The following is a 16522-nucleotide window of genomic DNA, read 5'->3' as shown; positions in this document are numbered from 1 at the left end:
GTTACCGGATCACTCCTTCCAACACCGCGCGGAAGCGGGGCTGCAGGTGCTCCATCAACAGCGAGGCCACGGCCTTGTCAGTCAGGTCCAACACCACGCCCTGATCCTCGGCCCGAACCCGGATACCATCCTGCGCATCGTCCGAGGCGTGCAGTTCGACCTGCTCGCGCAACATCTCGGCGGTCAGGCCCAGCACGTATTTGGTCAGCTTGCCCGACTGAATGTCGTCGGCGTTTTGCTTGATATCCTCTTGCGTGGCGACCTTGGCGGGTAGGATGACCTGCACCTTGCCGTCCAGCTTGGCCTCAGCGGCGGCGCGGCCCACCACCTCGAGGATCATCTGTTTCAGCAAGTCCGGGTCGGCCATTTCCTTGGTGACCAGACGCTCGACATCTTCGCGGAACCGGTCGGTCAGGCCCGCTTTCATGGTCAATACCGCGTCGCGCATGGCTGTGTTCAGCGCCTCTTCACCCGCAGCACGGTAATTGTCGGATTCGCTGCGGGCCTTTTTCTGATACGCGTCCGCTTCGTGCTTGGCGTCAGCGAGTATCTTCGCGGCCTCAGCCTTGGCATCCTCGCGCAATTTTTCCGCGTCCGCCTGCCCGGCCGCCACACCATCACTGCGCAGCTTGTCGATCAGCGCATCGACACCGTGAGAGATCATGCCATCCTGTCCCATCAGCTGATCCCCGCACTGATGACCAAGGCAAAGACAAAGGCAAAGACACCAAAGCCTTCAATGATCGCGGCGGGTGCTAGCGACAGGCCGAATATTTCCGGTTTTTCTTTGGTCGCGTTGATCGCCGCCGCACAAGCGCGGCCCTGCCAGATACCGCAATACATCAGCGCGATGCCCGACAGGATACCGATCCCGAACAGCCCGCCCGCGTTTTCCGGCGTCACGTCACGGTTGAGCGTGAACATGATAACGATGCCGTAGATCACCATGGTCGAGGGGAAGGCGGAAACACCAACAAATCGGCCATAGCCGCCCTCGGTCTCGGTCATGGCGCCGATACTGGCCATTCCCGCAATCGAACAGCCAATTGCGCTCGCTGCCGCGCCCAGCGCCATGGGGGCATAAATCCCCAGCCAACCCAATGTCAGAACAAGCTCATTCATTCCTGAACCTCCTTGCGGGCGAACGGGCGAAAGACGATGCCTTCATCCGGCAGACCCCATTTAAAGAATTCGATGTAATTGAGACGCAATCCGTGGACGACACCGCTCATCAATGCGAGGGCGAAGTTCAGAATATGGCCGACGATCAGGATCAACAGACCGAACAGAATGCCCGGCCCTTTCAGCGCGTGGATCACCGACATGGCCAGATCGTTGAAGGTAATCGCCAGCGAGGCCGAGGCCAGACCCAGCGCAAACAGGCGCATATAACTCAGAACGTCGCCAAACGCCCCCATCGCCCCGGCGAGGCCCTGCACCCCGTCGATCAGGCGCCATATCCAATCCGTCGGTTTCTTGATCACCCGCTCGCTTGAGAACAGCAGGATGGCCAGAGCCCCCACGATCAGGATCGCTGTCCCCGGAGCCGGAGAGTTCCCCTTCATATAGCTGAGCCACAGAACAAACCCGCCAATCAGCGCAGCGATCCAACCCAGATTGGCGATGGCTTTTCTCTGCCCCCACGCCGCCCGAGCCGCCAGCGCGTTGGCCAGCACCAGGTGCAGAACACCGACAACGATCGACACCATCATCATGGCCCCGAAATTGTTCATATCCAGCAGCTTGAGTTTGGCCCAGATCGAGCCATCGGGCGGAGTTACTCCGAAATAGCTGCCGACCAGAATGCCGTACACAATCGTCGCGCCTGAAATGATCAGCCCGTAGAGCCGCCATGACCTTTGCCCGGAGGTCCCGCCCATCCGTTTCCAGAACAGCAACAGGCCCAGCAGGATGACGACCCCGTATCCGGCGTCGGCCACGATCATCGCGAAGAAGAACGCAAACGAGGCTGCGACGATGACGCTAGGGTCCCAATCCTTGTATCCGGGCACTTGATAAAACAGCGCCAAGTCCACTGCAGCACTGCGTTTTTCCGGTTGCTCCAACAGTGTGGGCGGGGTGTCGTCTGGCGCCGGCTCTTCGATCAGGACGGCTGCATCTTTGGCCTTGGCCATCTCAAGCACGGCCTCAATGCGATCTTCGGGCACCCAGCCTTGCAGGGCGAACATCGCCTCTTCATCGCGCACTTTCTGCGTCGCATGAGCCAGTTCCGCCGCGCTTTCGGCCACCGAAAGGTTGCGCCGCATCAGCGTCAGATAGCGCGTCTGCGCAACCCGTTCAGCCTCAAGCGCTTCGATGGCGATCTCAGCCTCTTCCAGTTGCGCCTCCAACTCGTGAATGGGCAGCGACCCGGTATGGGTGCGCGCAACTGGCAGGATGTCGTCAGCGGGTTCGTCAGGCGCGATAAGGACAGCGTAAATGAACCGATGGTCCTGTTCCAGAATGGCCCAGGGCAGCGTCAGGTCCGACAGCGCATCTCGGTGCTTCACTGGCAATTGGTAGAACCACAGCCGATTGCCCGCCAACACATCATCGGGTGGAAAGTCCAGGTCTCCCCATGGTCGTACCTGAGCGATCCGATGGGCTAGAAAGTCCCGCCGGTCGGTCATGTTACGCGAGCGCTGCATCAGGTTCAGAACGTCCTTGACGAACTTGTCCATGTTAAATGCGGGATCACGCTGTATCTGGCGGCGCGGCTCTGGCACATCTGTCAGAAACCTCAGTGCCTTATAGGCATTTCTTGCACCACGTTCGCTGATCTTTTCGGGCTCGGCCGGCGGCGGAGCCAGCGGCAGAACGTGCATACATCCCAGCTCCTGTAGTGCCTCCAGCGTCTCGGTCTTCTGCCCTGCGCGTCCGACCAGCGATAGTTTCTTGAGACGCGCAACACTCATGACGCAGCCTCCTGCGCGTGTTTGCGTTTGGAGATTTTCGAGCGCACGACGGCCTGCATTTGCTCGTCACTCAGATAGATGCGGATCTTCTTGATATTGGCCTTGGCGCGCGGGATTAGAACCTTTTCGAACAGGTTGACGCGTTGGGTTATCGTAGCGACGGCCTTGTCGAAAATCTTCACCCGCTCCTTGGCCACTTTGACCCGCAGGCGCGCCTCGATCATGTCGTGCAACAACTGCGCGGCGGCGTCGACCCAATGGGGTTTGGCCAGCAAAGAATAGGGTCGCACGGCAACCTCAATCCGGTCGAGCGCAGGCATTTTCACACCGACAACATTGACGTCTTTGACCTGATAGTCCTTGAGTTCAACCAGCCCGTCCAGATCGACACCCTGCTGCGCCAGCATCGGAAGCTTCGCCCCGACCTGTTGCGCCAGTTCCTTGACCTCGTCCTCCAGGCGCCGCACATCCTCACGCGCTTTTGCCCGTTCCGCCATCAACTGCTGGCGCTTCAGGTCCAGCGACGGCAGGAACCGCTCGTAACTTTTCAGCTGCGTCTGCTGGCGGGCCAGCGACGATTTATTCAGCTGCAACCGCGCCATTTGCATCCTTCGGGAAATACTTGTCGACCAGAGCCTGCTTCATCAGCAATTGTTCCGGCTGGAAGCACTCCGCCAGCGTTTTCCACCCCAAATCCAACGCCTCTTCCAGCGGGATTGAGACGTTGATGTCCATGAACCGCTTGCGGAACAACGCGCCAAATTTCAGCAACTGGTGATCGTAATCCGACAGATCAAACGCCATCGCCTGTTTCTGCGCGGCATCGCGGCTTTCGGAATAGAAGCGGATCATCGTGTTCATGATCTGGCCGTGATCTTCGCGGGTTGTCTTGCCGATCACGTTCTGTTTGAGGCGCGAGAGGCTGCCGAACGGGTCGATCACGCCCGAGTGCAGATAGATCTGCCCTTCAGTGATGTAGCCGGTGTTGTCCGGAACCGGATGTGTCACGTCATTGCCGGGCATCGTGGTCACGGTCAGCACCGTCACCGATCCGCCCTTGGCGTAATCACAGGCTTTCTCGTACCGACGCGCCAACTGAGAGTATAGATCGCCCATATACCCACGCTGCGAGGGGACCCGTTCCTGACTGATGCCAACCTCTTTCATCGCGTCGGCAAAGGCGGTCATGTCAGTCAGCAGGACCAGTACGCGCTTGCCCTCTTCCACCGCGAATTTCTCGGCCACAGCCAGCGCCATGTCAGGCACCAGAAGGCGTTCGACCAGAGGATCCATCGCCTGATTGACGAACATCACTGTGCGCGAGAACACGCCCGCATCCTCGAACGACGTCCGGAACGTGTGATAGTCGTCAAAGATCAGCCCCAGCCCGCCGAAGACAACAATATCGGCGTCGGCCTGAATACCGATTCGGCTGAGGAACGCGTTGAACGGCTCACCCGAGACGGAAAAGATCGGGATTTTCTGGCTTTCGACCAGCGTGTTGAACACGTCGATCATCGGCACATCAGTGCGGATCATCTTGTTGGGCACCGCGCGCTCGGCCGGGTTCACGGTCGGCCCGCCAATATCGATTCGAGGCTCGGCCGACAGGTCCGGCCCGCCATCGATTGCCACCCCTGCCCCGTCAAACACGCGGCCCAGAATGTTGGCCGAATAGGGTGACTGCATCGGGTGGCCAAGGAAAGCTGCGGTCGCTTCGGTCGATATCCCCTTGGTGCCGGAAAACACCTGCAACGTCACCACGTCGTGGTCTATGAAGATCGCCTGTGCCAGGGTTTTATGACCATCAACCGTTTCAATCACCGCCAGATCGTTGAACCGAACCGCCGCGTCGGCAGACCCGTCCAAAGGCACCCTGACCTTGATCGTATCCCCGACAATTTCCAGTACACGCGTGTATTTCAACAGACTCTGGGACATTACCTATCCTCATACGTCCAAGTGATTTTCACCAATCAGCGCCACGTCAATCAGCGGCATTTTTTGTAATTATGGGTGCAGCTTACAACGAATTCGCAAATTGGCAACCGAGGATGCATTGGCGTCTCTGAAGCCCCTGCAAAACCAATTACTAAAAATTTAGTTTGACACGTACGCAAGAAATCGCTGATGCTGTCCGGCATCCGGTTCACGCCGGAAACCATAATCTTTGGGAGGAGACAGATGCGGAGACATCTACTTTCCGCAGTGGCGGCGGCTGCCGTCATTGCGGGGCACGGTCCTGCTTGGGCCGACGAAGCCGCAGCACAACGTTGGATCGACGACGAATTCCAGCCATCGACCCTGTCGAAAGACGAACAGATGTCGGAAATGCAGTGGTTCATCGAGGCTGCACAACCTTACGCTGGCATGGAAATCAACGTCCTGTCCGAAGGCATCCCGACCCACTCGTACGAGTCCGAGGTTCTGACCAAGGCGTTCGAGGAAATCACCGGCATCAAGGTCAACCACCAGATCCTTGGTGAGGGCGAAGTGGTTCAGGCCGTACAGACACAACTGCAGACCGGACGGAACCTGTATGACGGCTATGTCAACGACAGTGACCTGATCGGCACGCACTCGCGTCTGCAACTGGCCTATCCGCTGACCGACATGATGGCGGGCGACTGGTCGGCAACGACCTCACCGACGTTGGATCTGGATGACTTTATGGGCATTCAGTTCACCACCGGTCCGGACGGCAAGCTGTATCAGCTGCCCGACCAGCAGTTCGCGAACCTCTACTGGTTCCGTAAGGACTGGTTCGACGACGAAGCCAACAAGGCCGCGTTCAAAGAGAAGTACGGCTATGACCTTGGTGTTCCGGTCAACTGGTCGGCCTATGAGGACATTGCCGAGTTCTTCACCAATGACGTGAAAGAGGTCGACGGCGTGGCGATTTACGGCCACATGGACTACGGCAAGCGCGCGCCCGACCTTGGTTGGCGTATGACCGATGCTTGGCTGTCAATGGCCGGTGCCGGTGACGTCGGCGAGCCAAACGGCATTCCGGTTGATGAGTGGGGCATCCGCATGGAAGCGGGCACCTGTAACCCTGTTGGTGCATCCGTCTCGCGCGGCGGTGCAGCAAACGGTCCCGCTGCGGTCTACGCGATCCGCAAATGGGATGAGTGGCTGCGTGCCTATGCGCCTCCGGGTGCGGCGTCTTATGACTTCTACCAGTCGCTGCCGGCACTCAGCCAGGGCAACGTGGCCCAGCAGATCTTTTGGTACACCGCCTTTACCGCCGACATGGTGAAGCCGAAGTCCGAAGGCAACAACACCGTGGATGACGAGGGCACGCCGCTGTGGCGGATGGCGCCCAGCCCGCATGGCCCCTACTGGGAAGAAGGCCAGAAGGTTGGTTATCAGGACGTGGGTTCCTGGACTTTCCTGAAGTCGACCCCAGCGGATCGCGCTCAGGCGGCTTGGCTGTACGCTCAGTTCGTGACCTCCAAGACTGTCGATGTGAAGAAGTCCCACGTGGGTCTGACCTTCATCCGCGACAGCTCGGTTAACCACGAGTCGTTCACCGAACGCGCACCTAAGCTGGGTGGTCTGGTCGAGTTTTACCGCTCGCCTGACCGTGTGGCATGGTCGCCGACCGGCATCAACGTGCCGGACTATCCGAAGCTGGCCCAGATCTGGTGGCAGCAGATCGGTGACGTGAACTCGGGCGCGTTTACCCCGCAAGAGGCAATGGACCGTCTGGCCGAAGAGATGGACATCACCATGGCCCGTATGCAGGCCGCGGATGAAAGCGCCGGTGTCTACGGTGGTTGTGGTCCTCGACTGAACGAACCTCAGGACCCGGAGTTCTGGCTGGAAAAAGCCGGTTCGCCGAAAGCCAAGCTTGAGAACGAAAAGCCGCAAGGCCAGACCGTCAACTATGACGAACTGGTTCAGCGCTGGCAGTCTCAGTGAACCATTGAAACCTGGGGGTGCCGGTTCAGGCATCCCCACCTCAAAGACCAGTGCACTGCACTGAAGGACCGGAACCTTCGGACATGATCGAACTACAAGACGCCACCAAACGGGTTGGCAATGTCATCCATATCAAGCCGACGAACCTGACGCTGCAGACCGGCCATTTCAACGTGCTGCTGGGCGCGACGGGATCGGGCAAAACCTCTCTGATCAAGATGATGGCCGGGCTGGACCCGATCGCCTCGGGCAAGGTCTTTATGGATGGGCAGGACGTCACAAAGCTGAACACGCAGAAGCGGCAGATCAGCCTGGTGCACCAGTTCTTCGTGAACTACCCTCATATGACCGTTTTCGACAACATCGCCTCGCCATTGCGCGTGGCCGGCATGGCAAAATCCGAGATCGAAGGTCGCGTGGAAGAGGCCGCCGATCTGCTGCAATTGCGCCCGATGCTGCACCGTCGCCCGCACGAGCTGTCGGGCGGACAACAACAACGGACCGCGCTGGCCCGCGCGATTGCAAAGGAAAGCCGCGCGGTGTTCCTCGACGAACCGCTGGCCAACCTCGACTACAAGCTGCGCGAAGAGTTGCGCGAACAGTTGCCTGACCTGTTTGCTGGACGCGGGGCCGTGGTGGTCTACGCCACCTCGGAGCCCGAAGAGGCCCTTTTGCTGGGTGGCTACACCGCCCTGATGGAAGACGGCCGCGTTACTCAGTTCGGGCCGACCGCGGACATCTACCGCAACCCCGAAAACATCGCTGCCGCACGTGTTTTCTCGGACCCGCCGATAAATGTCGCACGTATCACCGTGTCTGGCTCTCAGGCGCAATTGGCAGGCGGAGGCGGCTGGTCGGTCACAGACATGTCCGACGGAGACTACATGGTTGCTGTACGCCCACACCGCGTGACCCCCGTCCGCACATCCGACGCGGACGTGGAGCTGACGGGCCGCGTGATTGTGACTGAACTGTCGGGCTCGGACTCCAGCGCGCATTTCCAACACGGCGATGACGCATGGGTTTCACTCGCCGCGGGCGTGCATCCGTATCAGGTCGGAGAAGATCACAGCTTCTACATGAACCCGGCCCATTGCCGGTATTTCGGCCAAGACGGCAAGAGGGTGGCCTGACATGGCACAGATCAAACTTTCAAACCTGCGACACAGCTATATGCCGACGCCGAAAGGCCCCGAGGACTACGCGCTGAAGGAAATAGACGTGACCTGGCGCGATGGTGGTGCCTATGCGCTGCTTGGCCCGTCCGGTTGTGGCAAGTCCACGCTGCTCAATATCATCTCGGGCCTGCTGACGCCGTCCGAAGGGCAAATCTTGTTCGACGACCGGGACGTGACCGCCCTTCCCCCCGATCAGCGCAACATCGCACAGGTGTTCCAGTTCCCGGTGATCTACGACACGATGACCGTGGGCGAGAACCTGGCATTTCCGCTGAAAAACCGGGGGGTTGACCCGGCAACGATCAAACGCCGCGTCGATGAGATCGCCGAGATGCTGGACGTCACAGATATGCTCAACACCCGCGCCAGTGGTCTCAGCCCGGACAACAAGCAGAAAATCTCGATGGGGCGTGGTCTGGTCCGCGACGACGTGAACGCGGTGATGTTTGATGAGCCGCTTACTGTGATCGATCCCCATCTGAAATGGAAACTGCGGTCGAAGCTGAAAGAGCTGCACCAGCGCGTCAGGGCCACAATGATCTATGTGACACACGACCAAACCGAAGCGCTGACCTTCGCCGATGAGGTCGTTGTGATGCAGGAAGGCGAAGTTGTGCAGATCGGTACGCCCGTTGAGCTGTTCGAGCGGCCTCAGCACACGTTTGTCGGCCACTTCATCGGCTCACCCGGCATGAATGTCTTACCCTGCGAAGCCAAAGGCGACCGGGCAGTATTCGAAGGCCACGAGGTTATGCTGGAAGGCCCAACCCATGGACACGGAGGCCGCACCGATCTGGGCATCCGCCCTGAATATGTGGGCTTTGGTGACACCGGCATCCCGGCGCATGTGACCAAGGTTTCCGATATCGGCCGTCATTTCGTCGTCAGCGCGATGGTCGGCAACACGGCCCTAAAGGCCGTTACCGAACACAGCGTACCCGAGCCGGGCTCGCAGGTCTTCCTGCAATTCAAACCGGAACAATCCCGCGTCTACCGCGACGGCTGGATCGCAACCGAGGAGCGGGTGCAATGAGAACGGAAAACCAAAAGGCATGGTTCTTTGTCCTGCCAGTTCTGGCACTGGTCGCGTTCAACGCGCTGGTGCCGATGATGACGGTCGTCAACTACTCGGTTCAGGAAACCTTCGGCAACAACCAGTTCTTCTGGGAAGGCCTGGGCTGGTTCGAACAAATCCTGCGCTCTGACCGGTTCCAGGCTGCTTTGGGGCGGCAGTTCCTGTTCACCTTCCTGATCCTGCTGATCGAGGTGCCGCTGGGCATCATCGTGGCCCTGTCGATGCCGCGCAAAGGGTTCTGGGTGCCGGTCTGTCTGGTGCTGATGGCCCTGCCGATGCTGATCCCGTGGAACGTGGTCGGGTCGATGTGGAACATCTTCACCCTGCCCAAGATCGGCCTGCTGGGGTATTTCCTGAATGACGTTCTGGGCATCAACTATGACATGACGCAACAGCCCCTGTCGGCCTGGATCACAGTCGTTGTCATGGATGTCTGGCATTGGACGTCGCTTGTTGTCTTGCTCTGCTACGCGGGCCTCGTGTCGATCCCGGATGCCTATTACCAAGCCGCCAAGATCGACGGTGCCAGCCCATGGTCTGTATTCCGCTATATCCAGCTGCCCAAGATGAAAACCGTCCTGACCATCGCCGTGCTTCTGCGTTTCATGGACAGTTTCAATATCTATACCGAGCCCTTCGTTCTGACCGGCGGCGGACCCGGCAACTCAACCACCTTGCTGTCGATCGACCTTGTGAAGATCGCGCTGGGACAGTTCGACCTTGGCCCTGCGGCGGCGATGAGCCTGATCTATTTCGCCATCACGCTGCTGGTTAGCTGGGTCTTCTACACTCTGATGACAAAGGATGACGCGCAATGAAGAAGCGATCCCTCATCCCGATCCTCTATATCGCGTTCCTGATGCTGCCGATCTATTGGCTGGTGGCGATGTCCTTCAAGACCACGAACGAGATCCTGTCGGGCTTTTCCCTGTTTCCCCAGACCTTTACGCTGGAGAATTACATCACCATCTTCACCGATCCGACGTGGTACTGGGGCTACGTCAACTCGATCATCTACGTGACGATAAACACGGTGCTGTCGGTCTGTGTGGCGCTACCTGCGGCCTATGCGTTCTCGCGCTATCGGTTCCTGGGGGACAAACAGCTGTTCTTCTGGTTGCTGACCAACCGGATGGCCCCGGCGGCCGTGTTCGCGCTGCCGTTCTTCCAGCTCTATTCGTCGATCCACCTGTTCGACACCTATCTGGCCGTGGCGCTGGCGCACACACTGTTCAATGTGCCTCTAGCGGTGTGGATCTTGGAAGGCTTCATGCGCGGCATCCCGAAGGAACTGGACGAGACGGCCTATGTCGACGGCTATTCTTTTCCGCGGTTCTTCGTGACGATCTTCCTGCCCAACATCAAAGCGGGTGTTGGCGTCGCGGCGTTCTTCTGCTTCATGTTCTCATGGGTCGAGATGCTGCTGGCCAAAACCCTGACGGCGGTCGAGGCCAAACCCATCGCCGCCGTGATGACCCGTACAGCCTCCAGCGCCGGATATGAACTCGGCCTGCTGGCCGCTGCCGGGACCCTGACCATCATCCCCGGCGCCATCGTCATCTGGTTTGTCCGCAACTACATCGCGCGCGGTTTCGCGATGGGACGTGTGTGAGGTTCGATATGCGTAAACTTCTTCTCACCCTTCCCTTTCTACCCTCGACGGCTTTTGCCCAGCAGGCGGGATGGGGCAATGTCGGCCAGCAAGTGGAAAAAGGCTTTTCCTGGACCGATCCCCTGTGGCCCGATTTCTGGATGGCCTGGACCCCGGCGACACTGGCCGTGTTCGTGGGCATCTTCTCGGCCATCGCCCTGATTGGCGTGCTGGAAGGATTCAGGTACCGCGACGGGATCGAGCGGCGCGGTATACTGGGCCTGACAACCACGTTGGGCGACCGGTTGTTCATCACCCTGTTGGGTTCGGCCTATATCTTCCTGGCTTGGCTCGGGTTGGTGGGCCAGCCCGTCTGGACGCCACTTTTCCTGTCCATCGGCTGGGGCATCTTCGTCTTCTGGAAAGTTTAAGCTTTGCGAAACAGCGAAAGGATGCTTGTCTGTCAGGCATACTAAAAATTGCGACACGAAAGACCGATGCGAAAAAAGAAAACAACAAACCTGCTGACCGAAGTGGAACTTGAGTTCATGAACGAGCTCTGGGCGCTGGGTCGGGGCTCGGTCCGTGACGTGCTTGATCGCCTGCCGCCAGAACGCAACCTGGCCTATACGTCCGGCGCAACCATCCTGCGGATTCTCGACGACAAGGGGTTTGTCGAAAGCCATAAGGACGGAAAAACGCTGATCTATACGCCGCTTCTGGAGAAAGACAGATATCAGGCACGGTCGCTGCAGAACCTGTCGCGGACCCTGTTCGACGACACACCTGCCACGCTGGTCGCGCGTCTGGTTGACGATGCGGGCCTCAGCGAAGCCGATCTGGAGGAAATTCGGGCACTGGTAGAGAGGAGGCTGCAAAATGACAGCGGTTAAACCGGTTCTCGACGCGTATCTGGAATGGAATCTTGTTCTCGGCCTGGCTGCAATTCTCTGGCTGGTTGCGCGGGCGCTTCTGTCCCGGACCTCACTCAGCCACGGGTTTGTGGCACAGCTGCGGGCGCTCAAAGCGCTATGCATGTGTATCGTAGTCAGCCCATTGCTGGCGCTTGGCATATCTGCGCTGGCCACAATCACTCAGGCCAAAGGCACCGTGGCGATCGGAGACATCGCCGTGGCGGCCTATCTGCGCGGTGACATAGCCATGCCCGCCACCCAGTTCGAGGCGCTGCTGAACACGCGCCAACGCTGGGTCGAGGTGTTGTTCAGTGGTGATCATTCGATTGTATCCGCGATCCTTGTGATGATGGCGTTTGCGTCGCTGATCTATGCCCTGCGCGTGATCCGCGACGGGCTGGCGATCCGCGAGACGGTCAACACCAGCTTTTTGTGGCGCCGCTCGGCGAAGGTGGATATCCGCCTGTCCGACCGCATCTCTGTACCCTTCGCGGTTCGAGGTCTGCGCCGGCGTCATGTCGTGCTGCCCAGCCACCTTCTGGACACCCCGCGTGAGCTGCGGTTCGCCCTTGCGCATGAGCTTCAGCACGTGCGCGCCGGGGACGTTGAGTGGGAGCTTGGGTTCGAACTATTGCGCCCCCTTCTGTTCTGGAACCCCGCCTACCTGATACTGAAATACCAGTTCGACCGCCTGCGCGAACTGGCCTGCGATCAGTCGGTCGTGGCCCGCAAGAACATCGATGCGCACGATTATACCAAGTGCCTGCTGGATTATTGCGCCCGTACCGTCACGCGCGGCAGCCCGCGTGTTCTCAACGTGGCTCTGGTCACCGGTGGCAAGGCGAAACGCGTTCTGCGGCAACGGGTGATAGCGTTGGCGGATGCGCCTGCGATGCAATCGTCGATGCCGTTCATGTTCCTCGGTCTGACGATCCTGTTCGCGCTGATCCTTGGGTTGGCCGCCGCATCAGTCCAACAGACCGAGGATTGGAGCCATGATCGCCTGATGCTGTCGACCGTGGTCAACCTTGAACGACTGGAAGCGCGAAATCAGGGCAACTGACCTGCTTACCAGCCGCGGCGCCCAAACAGGGCTTGCAACCGGTTCTGCCCGGCGAACGGATCGGCGGGTTGCGGCGCGGCCAGATTCACAACAACCCGTCGGACCAGAATCCAGCAGATCACGGCGAAGATGACCCCTCCTAACGCCTGCCCCAACAGCACCCCGGGCGCGCCTGCGATATAGGCCCCGGCAACGGCAAAGGGCCATGTACCCAGCGTATGCCGCCCCCAGTTCACCCAGGTCGAATACACCGGATAGCCCAGATTGTTGAAACTGGCATTCGCGACAAAGATCACCCCGTTGAAGAATGAGGCCAAGGCCAGCGGCCCACAAAACAGATAGATCAACGCCCGTGTCTGCCCCTGCGCCTGAAACAGATCGGCAATCGGCGCGCGCAGCACGAACAGAGTGGCCGCCATCAGGCAGACATAAACGGCGGTGAATTTCACACCCGCCAGAAAGGTCGCTTTCACGCGGTCATACTGCCCTGCACCGAAGTTCTGTCCAACAATTGGTCCGATGGCCCCGGACAGCGCGAACACAACCGAAAACGCCACCGGCATCAGCCGTCCGATCACCGCCATGCCAGCCACAGCTTCCGTTCCGAACTGCGCGATTTCGCGAATGACAATGGCGTTGCCGATAGGCGTGGCGATATTGGTCAGGACAGCGGGCACGGCAATCGCGCGAACAGGTCTGACATCTAACGCCAATTGCCGCAGCGATGGTCGAGCGAAACCACGATGCACGCGCACTGCCGGTCTGACCGCCGCAACCAACATGCAGATCCGCGCAATGACCGAGGCGATGGCCGCCCCGTCCAGCCCCAACCCAACGGCAAAGATCAGGATCGGATCAAGCACTGCGTTTGCAACCCCGCCGTAAATCGTGGCCTGCATCGAGCGTCTCGCATCCCCATAAGCGCGCAACACCGCCATGCCGGTCATGGCAACTGCCATCACCCACATGGTCGGCAGGATGATCGACACATAGCGGACCGCCAGACGCAGCACCTCACCTTCCGCGCCCAGCAAGGACAGGCAAAATGTCAGATTGAACAGGACGGTCACAGAGACAACCAACCCGACCAGAGCCCCCAGAACCGCGACGCTGGTGCCGAATTGGCGCGCTTGCTCATGTCGACCGGCCCCGAGCTGCCGCGCCACCAAAGCGCCGGCAGCGATCGACAGACCGACATTGATCGAGTTGGTGAAGAACAACAGCGTCCCGGCATAACCGACCGCAGCGGCCAGAGCATCGTTGCCCAGCATCGAAATGAAGATCATATCGACAAAGTCCACCGCGAAAATCGCCATCAGGCCAATGCTGGTGGTCAGCGACATGCGGGTGACGTGGCCCATCAAGCTGCCTGTCAGAAAGACCGCTCTACCTTCGGATTGTGTTGCCATGTGTAGTTCAGCCTCTGCCCTCTCTGGCCAATGTGCCCGCGTTTCCTTCGGGGATGCAACGGCAATCAGAACTGCGTGCTCATGATGCCACTCGGACACCGGCGCAGGCTTTGGCATCCTGTGGTCAACCAGGCGGCTCAGAGGTTCGGGTATCAACCCTGCGGCACAAATCCTGAACTCCAACGGTTCCCGGGATGGCGTTGGCTGGCTAAGCTCTTCTCAGGAAAGGTATCAGCTATGAAAATCGTCTCAGGCGGGCAAACCGGCGTGGATATGACGGCATTGGAATTCGCACGGCAAAACGGACTGACCTATGGCGGCTGGGTTCCCAAAGGCCGCACGAATGAATCGGGCAGAATTCCTGAGCACTTCACCGGCCTGACCGAGACGGACTCCGAAAATGTTGTGGTAAGAACCCGGTGCAACGTTGCTTCAAGCGATGCCACGTTGATTTTTGTTGATGGGTCGGCAAGCCCCGGAACGCAGCAGACCGTCGTATTCGCCGAAGAGGCCGGGAAGCCGCATCTGGTTGTTGATGTCAGAGATGGAGCGGCGGCTTGTGTGCATCAGGTACGGGAATGGCTGCAATCCACCCCGGCCACGGTTCTGAACATTGCAGGCCCCCGAGCGTCCGAGGCACCGCAGATCGGAGCGCAGGTCCACGCGATACTGGATCAAATTCCGGAACTGCTTGGGGTGTAAATCCTAACGCGCCCTGCCCGACACACCAAACCTGACAAGCACGTTGCAGGTGACTTGTTCCACCTGCCAGTCCCGCCGGGTCAGCCCCATCACCCATTCGCAGGTGCCTGCGGTAAAGACCTCGCCCTCCCCTCGGTGCCAATGCACGATCGCGCCGTTTCCCCGGCTGCTGCGATCCAGTGTTTCGGGTGTAACCTCACCGAACAGGGCGCGGGCTTTGAACTGCGCATCCGCATCCGCGATATAGGCGGTCTCGCCCCAAACACCGTGTGTGGGTTCGATATTGGTCGCCAGCCCCATCGCCACGATCTCAAGTGCCGGGTCAGCCCCATCCGCCCCGGTGGCAAAGGGCAGACCATCTTCCATCCGGTAATCCACCCCATCGACTTCATATCCAAAGATGCGGGACGCGGCCCCCAACTGATCGCCATAGCCCAACTGAGTACCCGTCAGCGCCCAGTGGTCGGGGCGATATACTGTAAAGCCCCCGCTTCCCTGCCCGACGCAGCGCCCCAAACCGGTATAGACCCCCTTCAACCCGTTGACCCCAAAGGTCTGCGCACCTGGACGGTTTGCCGGAGCAACCTCCCACGCGGTGGTTACCAGATGCTCTTGATCCGAACCGACAAGCGGGTCCTGCTCTGCCGTGTACTTGTAGCAGATTTGGGTGCGCCCCTCATCCTCGATGCGAGTTTGCCACAGAAAGTTCCCCCCGAACCGTGCAACACGACCGCCTGAAGCGGTGTACCGATCCACCGCGTCGCGCATGTTTGCCGACCAGTATTCATCGTGTCCCACAAACACGGCGCATTTGTAGCGCTTCAAGAGTTCGGGATCAGCCTCCAGATCGTGTTGCGTGGCGAAGTCGAATTCGAACCCCTGTTCCTCGGCCCAGACCGCAAAATGACGTTCATAACTGGCCCACCCGGCCGAGGCGTATTTCTTGGAATACCCATATGCATAGGCCCACTCCATATACGGATACCGCACCATCGTCCCCGGTTTGTGCGGTGTGTCAGGCACCGCGCGCGGTGCGCCTTCGGGAAGTTTGCAGAATCCCCGCGTCCACGGGCGTTGCGTTGACACCACCGGGGAAAACGCATTGCGGTCCGGACCGGTGATCCCTTCGTAGTGGTTGGACCCACCCCAGCAATTATAGGCCAGCCAGGTACCCGTAGCGCAGATCAGGACATAGGGCGCAGGCGGCTTGTCGTCCGCGCGGCGCAGCAGGAACAGATGGTGTTCCTCAACCTGGTCCCCGTCTCGTTCGGCGGTCATGGACACCAAATATCCGCCTTCGCGCCAATCATCGGGGATCGTGAACTCGTAAGAGACATCCCACCCGCAGCCCGCAACCGAACAATCCTTGGGGGTGACCTGATGCGTTCCTGCGATACCCGTTTCTGAATGCAGCAGCTCGTAGCGCGCACCATCACGGCCGATCTCAAGATCCCAGTGTTCTGCCGTCGTCGACACCCGCAATGCCAGCCGATCACCCGGAGCATAGGTCATACGATCCGTATAACCCCAAATCTCCAGAACCGAGGCGTCCCGGGCCGGTCCGATAAAATAATTATCCAGAATATGCCGTGCCTTGGCGCGCGTTCTTGGTGTGGTTACGGGTTCAGGAGTTTCGGAAAGTGTCATGGCCAAAGCACTACCACAGGACAGACAATCCCGGGGCTATTGTTTTGGTGTTTTTTTGATTGTGAAGTGGCCTTGCTGGGACACTGACAGGTCCTCAATCCGCA

At 59.4% G+C, this 16522-nt stretch carries 16 protein-coding genes; 9 read left to right on the top strand and 7 right to left on the bottom strand.

Going from position 1 to position 16522, the window contains the following annotated elements; all coding sequences use genetic code 11:
• Nucleotide 1: 1 nt before the first annotated feature.
• The 5 genes from GOX88_RS00140 to GOX88_RS00120 are packed head-to-tail and all read right to left on the bottom strand — an operon-like array spanning nucleotide 2 to nucleotide 4856.
• Complete coding sequence (locus GOX88_RS00140; protein WP_170397555.1) at nucleotides 2-679, bottom strand: hypothetical protein; 678 nt, start codon at nucleotides 677-679, stop codon at nucleotides 2-4.
• Complete coding sequence (locus GOX88_RS00135) at nucleotides 679-1122, bottom strand: ATP synthase subunit C (RefSeq protein WP_170324458.1); 444 nt, start codon at nucleotides 1120-1122, stop codon at nucleotides 679-681. The genes GOX88_RS00140 and GOX88_RS00135 overlap by 1 nt, the downstream gene beginning before the upstream one ends.
• A complete protein-coding gene (locus tag GOX88_RS00130; RefSeq protein ID WP_170397553.1) occupies nucleotides 1119-2915 on the bottom strand; it encodes a V-type ATP synthase subunit I in 1797 nt (598 codons plus the stop codon). Before GOX88_RS00130 ends, GOX88_RS00135 begins: the two co-directional genes overlap by 4 nt.
• On the bottom strand, nucleotides 2912-3517 hold the full coding sequence (locus tag GOX88_RS00125; protein ID WP_170397551.1) for a V-type ATP synthase subunit D: 606 nt from the start codon (nucleotides 3515-3517) through the stop codon (nucleotides 2912-2914). Before GOX88_RS00125 ends, GOX88_RS00130 begins: the two co-directional genes overlap by 4 nt.
• Nucleotides 3495-4856, bottom strand: coding sequence for a V-type ATP synthase subunit B (locus GOX88_RS00120; protein ID WP_170397549.1), 1362 nt, complete (start codon nucleotides 4854-4856; stop codon nucleotides 3495-3497). The genes GOX88_RS00125 and GOX88_RS00120 overlap by 23 nt, the downstream gene beginning before the upstream one ends.
• A gap of 243 nt (nucleotides 4857-5099) precedes the next feature.
• Between GOX88_RS00120 and GOX88_RS00115 the strand changes: the two genes are divergently transcribed.
• From GOX88_RS00115 to GOX88_RS00080, 8 genes are all read left to right on the top strand, one after another.
• Nucleotides 5100-6839 (top strand): ABC transporter substrate-binding protein, encoded by a 1740-nt coding sequence (locus tag GOX88_RS00115; protein WP_170397547.1) that lies wholly within the window; start codon nucleotides 5100-5102, stop codon nucleotides 6837-6839.
• An 83-nt stretch (nucleotides 6840-6922) separates the two neighbouring features.
• The gene (locus GOX88_RS00110) at nucleotides 6923-7972 is read left to right on the top strand and encodes an ABC transporter ATP-binding protein (RefSeq protein ID WP_170397545.1); all 1050 of its coding nucleotides are present in this window, start codon (nucleotides 6923-6925) and stop codon (nucleotides 7970-7972) included.
• A 1-nt stretch (nucleotide 7973) separates the two neighbouring features.
• Nucleotides 7974-9050 carry an ABC transporter ATP-binding protein gene (locus tag GOX88_RS00105; protein WP_170397543.1) on the top strand — a complete coding sequence of 359 codons (1077 nt, stop codon included), beginning with the start codon at nucleotides 7974-7976 and terminating at the stop codon, nucleotides 9048-9050.
• Nucleotides 9047-9910 (top strand): carbohydrate ABC transporter permease, encoded by an 864-nt coding sequence (locus GOX88_RS00100; protein WP_085807799.1) that lies wholly within the window; start codon nucleotides 9047-9049, stop codon nucleotides 9908-9910. Before GOX88_RS00105 ends, GOX88_RS00100 begins: the two co-directional genes overlap by 4 nt.
• Entirely contained in the window at nucleotides 9907-10704 is a 798-nt protein-coding gene (locus tag GOX88_RS00095; RefSeq protein ID WP_170397540.1) for a carbohydrate ABC transporter permease, read from the top strand. The genes GOX88_RS00100 and GOX88_RS00095 overlap by 4 nt, the downstream gene beginning before the upstream one ends.
• Nucleotides 10705-10712: 8 nt before the next feature.
• Complete coding sequence (locus GOX88_RS00090) at nucleotides 10713-11114, top strand: DUF2160 domain-containing protein (RefSeq protein WP_170397537.1); 402 nt, start codon at nucleotides 10713-10715, stop codon at nucleotides 11112-11114.
• A 66-nt stretch (nucleotides 11115-11180) separates the two neighbouring features.
• On the top strand, nucleotides 11181-11576 hold the full coding sequence (locus GOX88_RS00085; RefSeq protein WP_170324448.1) for a BlaI/MecI/CopY family transcriptional regulator: 396 nt from the start codon (nucleotides 11181-11183) through the stop codon (nucleotides 11574-11576).
• Nucleotides 11563-12660, top strand: coding sequence for a M56 family metallopeptidase (locus GOX88_RS00080; RefSeq protein ID WP_170397534.1), 1098 nt, complete (start codon nucleotides 11563-11565; stop codon nucleotides 12658-12660). Before GOX88_RS00085 ends, GOX88_RS00080 begins: the two co-directional genes overlap by 14 nt.
• A 5-nt stretch (nucleotides 12661-12665) precedes the next feature.
• On the opposite strand, the gene GOX88_RS00075 is transcribed toward GOX88_RS00080, so the two are convergent.
• Nucleotides 12666-14069, bottom strand: a complete 1404-nt coding sequence (locus GOX88_RS00075; protein ID WP_254443262.1) for an MATE family efflux transporter — start codon at nucleotides 14067-14069, stop codon at nucleotides 12666-12668.
• Nucleotides 14070-14306: 237 nt separating this feature from the next.
• On the opposite strand from GOX88_RS00075, the gene GOX88_RS00070 reads away from it, so the two are divergent.
• Nucleotides 14307-14771 carry a putative molybdenum carrier protein gene (locus tag GOX88_RS00070; protein WP_170397531.1) on the top strand — a complete coding sequence of 155 codons (465 nt, stop codon included), beginning with the start codon at nucleotides 14307-14309 and terminating at the stop codon, nucleotides 14769-14771.
• Between the two features lie 3 nt (nucleotides 14772-14774).
• Here the strand turns inward: GOX88_RS00070 and GOX88_RS00065 are convergent, their stop codons facing one another.
• Nucleotides 14775-16418 (bottom strand): N,N-dimethylformamidase beta subunit family domain-containing protein, encoded by a 1644-nt coding sequence (locus GOX88_RS00065; protein ID WP_170397528.1) that lies wholly within the window; start codon nucleotides 16416-16418, stop codon nucleotides 14775-14777.
• Between the last annotated feature and the right edge of the window lie 104 nt (nucleotides 16419-16522).

Source organism: Ruegeria arenilitoris (assembly GCF_013030985.1).
Taxonomy (GTDB): Bacteria; Pseudomonadota; Alphaproteobacteria; order Rhodobacterales; family Rhodobacteraceae; genus Ruegeria; species Ruegeria arenilitoris_B.
Note: the sequence above shows the minus strand (reverse complement) of the source record. Positions and strands in the feature narration are given on the sequence as shown.

What these genes read in the sequence shown, in the direction of transcription:
- GOX88_RS00140 (WP_170397555.1), bottom strand. Translation starts at nt 679, where the DNA reads ATGGGACAGGATGGCATGATCTCTCACGGTGTCGATGCGCTGATCGAC.
- GOX88_RS00135 (WP_170324458.1), bottom strand. Translation starts at nt 1,122, where the DNA reads ATGAATGAGCTTGTTCTGACATTGGGTTGGCTGGGGATTTATGCCCCC.
- GOX88_RS00130 (WP_170397553.1), bottom strand. Translation starts at nt 2,915, where the DNA reads ATGAGTGTTGCGCGTCTCAAGAAACTATCGCTGGTCGGACGCGCAGGG.
- GOX88_RS00125 (WP_170397551.1), bottom strand. Translation starts at nt 3,517, where the DNA reads ATGGCGCGGTTGCAGCTGAATAAATCGTCGCTGGCCCGCCAGCAGACG.
- GOX88_RS00120 (WP_170397549.1), bottom strand. Translation starts at nt 4,856, where the DNA reads ATGTCCCAGAGTCTGTTGAAATACACGCGTGTACTGGAAATTGTCGGG.
- GOX88_RS00115 (WP_170397547.1), top strand. Translation starts at nt 5,100, where the DNA reads ATGCGGAGACATCTACTTTCCGCAGTGGCGGCGGCTGCCGTCATTGCG.
- GOX88_RS00110 (WP_170397545.1), top strand. Translation starts at nt 6,923, where the DNA reads ATGATCGAACTACAAGACGCCACCAAACGGGTTGGCAATGTCATCCAT.
- GOX88_RS00105 (WP_170397543.1), top strand. Translation starts at nt 7,974, where the DNA reads ATGGCACAGATCAAACTTTCAAACCTGCGACACAGCTATATGCCGACG.
- GOX88_RS00100 (WP_085807799.1), top strand. Translation starts at nt 9,047, where the DNA reads ATGAGAACGGAAAACCAAAAGGCATGGTTCTTTGTCCTGCCAGTTCTG.
- GOX88_RS00095 (WP_170397540.1), top strand. Translation starts at nt 9,907, where the DNA reads ATGAAGAAGCGATCCCTCATCCCGATCCTCTATATCGCGTTCCTGATG.
- GOX88_RS00090 (WP_170397537.1), top strand. Translation starts at nt 10,713, where the DNA reads ATGCGTAAACTTCTTCTCACCCTTCCCTTTCTACCCTCGACGGCTTTT.
- GOX88_RS00085 (WP_170324448.1), top strand. Translation starts at nt 11,181, where the DNA reads ATGCGAAAAAAGAAAACAACAAACCTGCTGACCGAAGTGGAACTTGAG.
- GOX88_RS00080 (WP_170397534.1), top strand. Translation starts at nt 11,563, where the DNA reads ATGACAGCGGTTAAACCGGTTCTCGACGCGTATCTGGAATGGAATCTT.
- GOX88_RS00075 (WP_254443262.1), bottom strand. Translation starts at nt 14,069, where the DNA reads ATGGCAACACAATCCGAAGGTAGAGCGGTCTTTCTGACAGGCAGCTTG.
- GOX88_RS00070 (WP_170397531.1), top strand. Translation starts at nt 14,307, where the DNA reads ATGAAAATCGTCTCAGGCGGGCAAACCGGCGTGGATATGACGGCATTG.
- GOX88_RS00065 (WP_170397528.1), bottom strand. Translation starts at nt 16,418, where the DNA reads ATGACACTTTCCGAAACTCCTGAACCCGTAACCACACCAAGAACGCGC.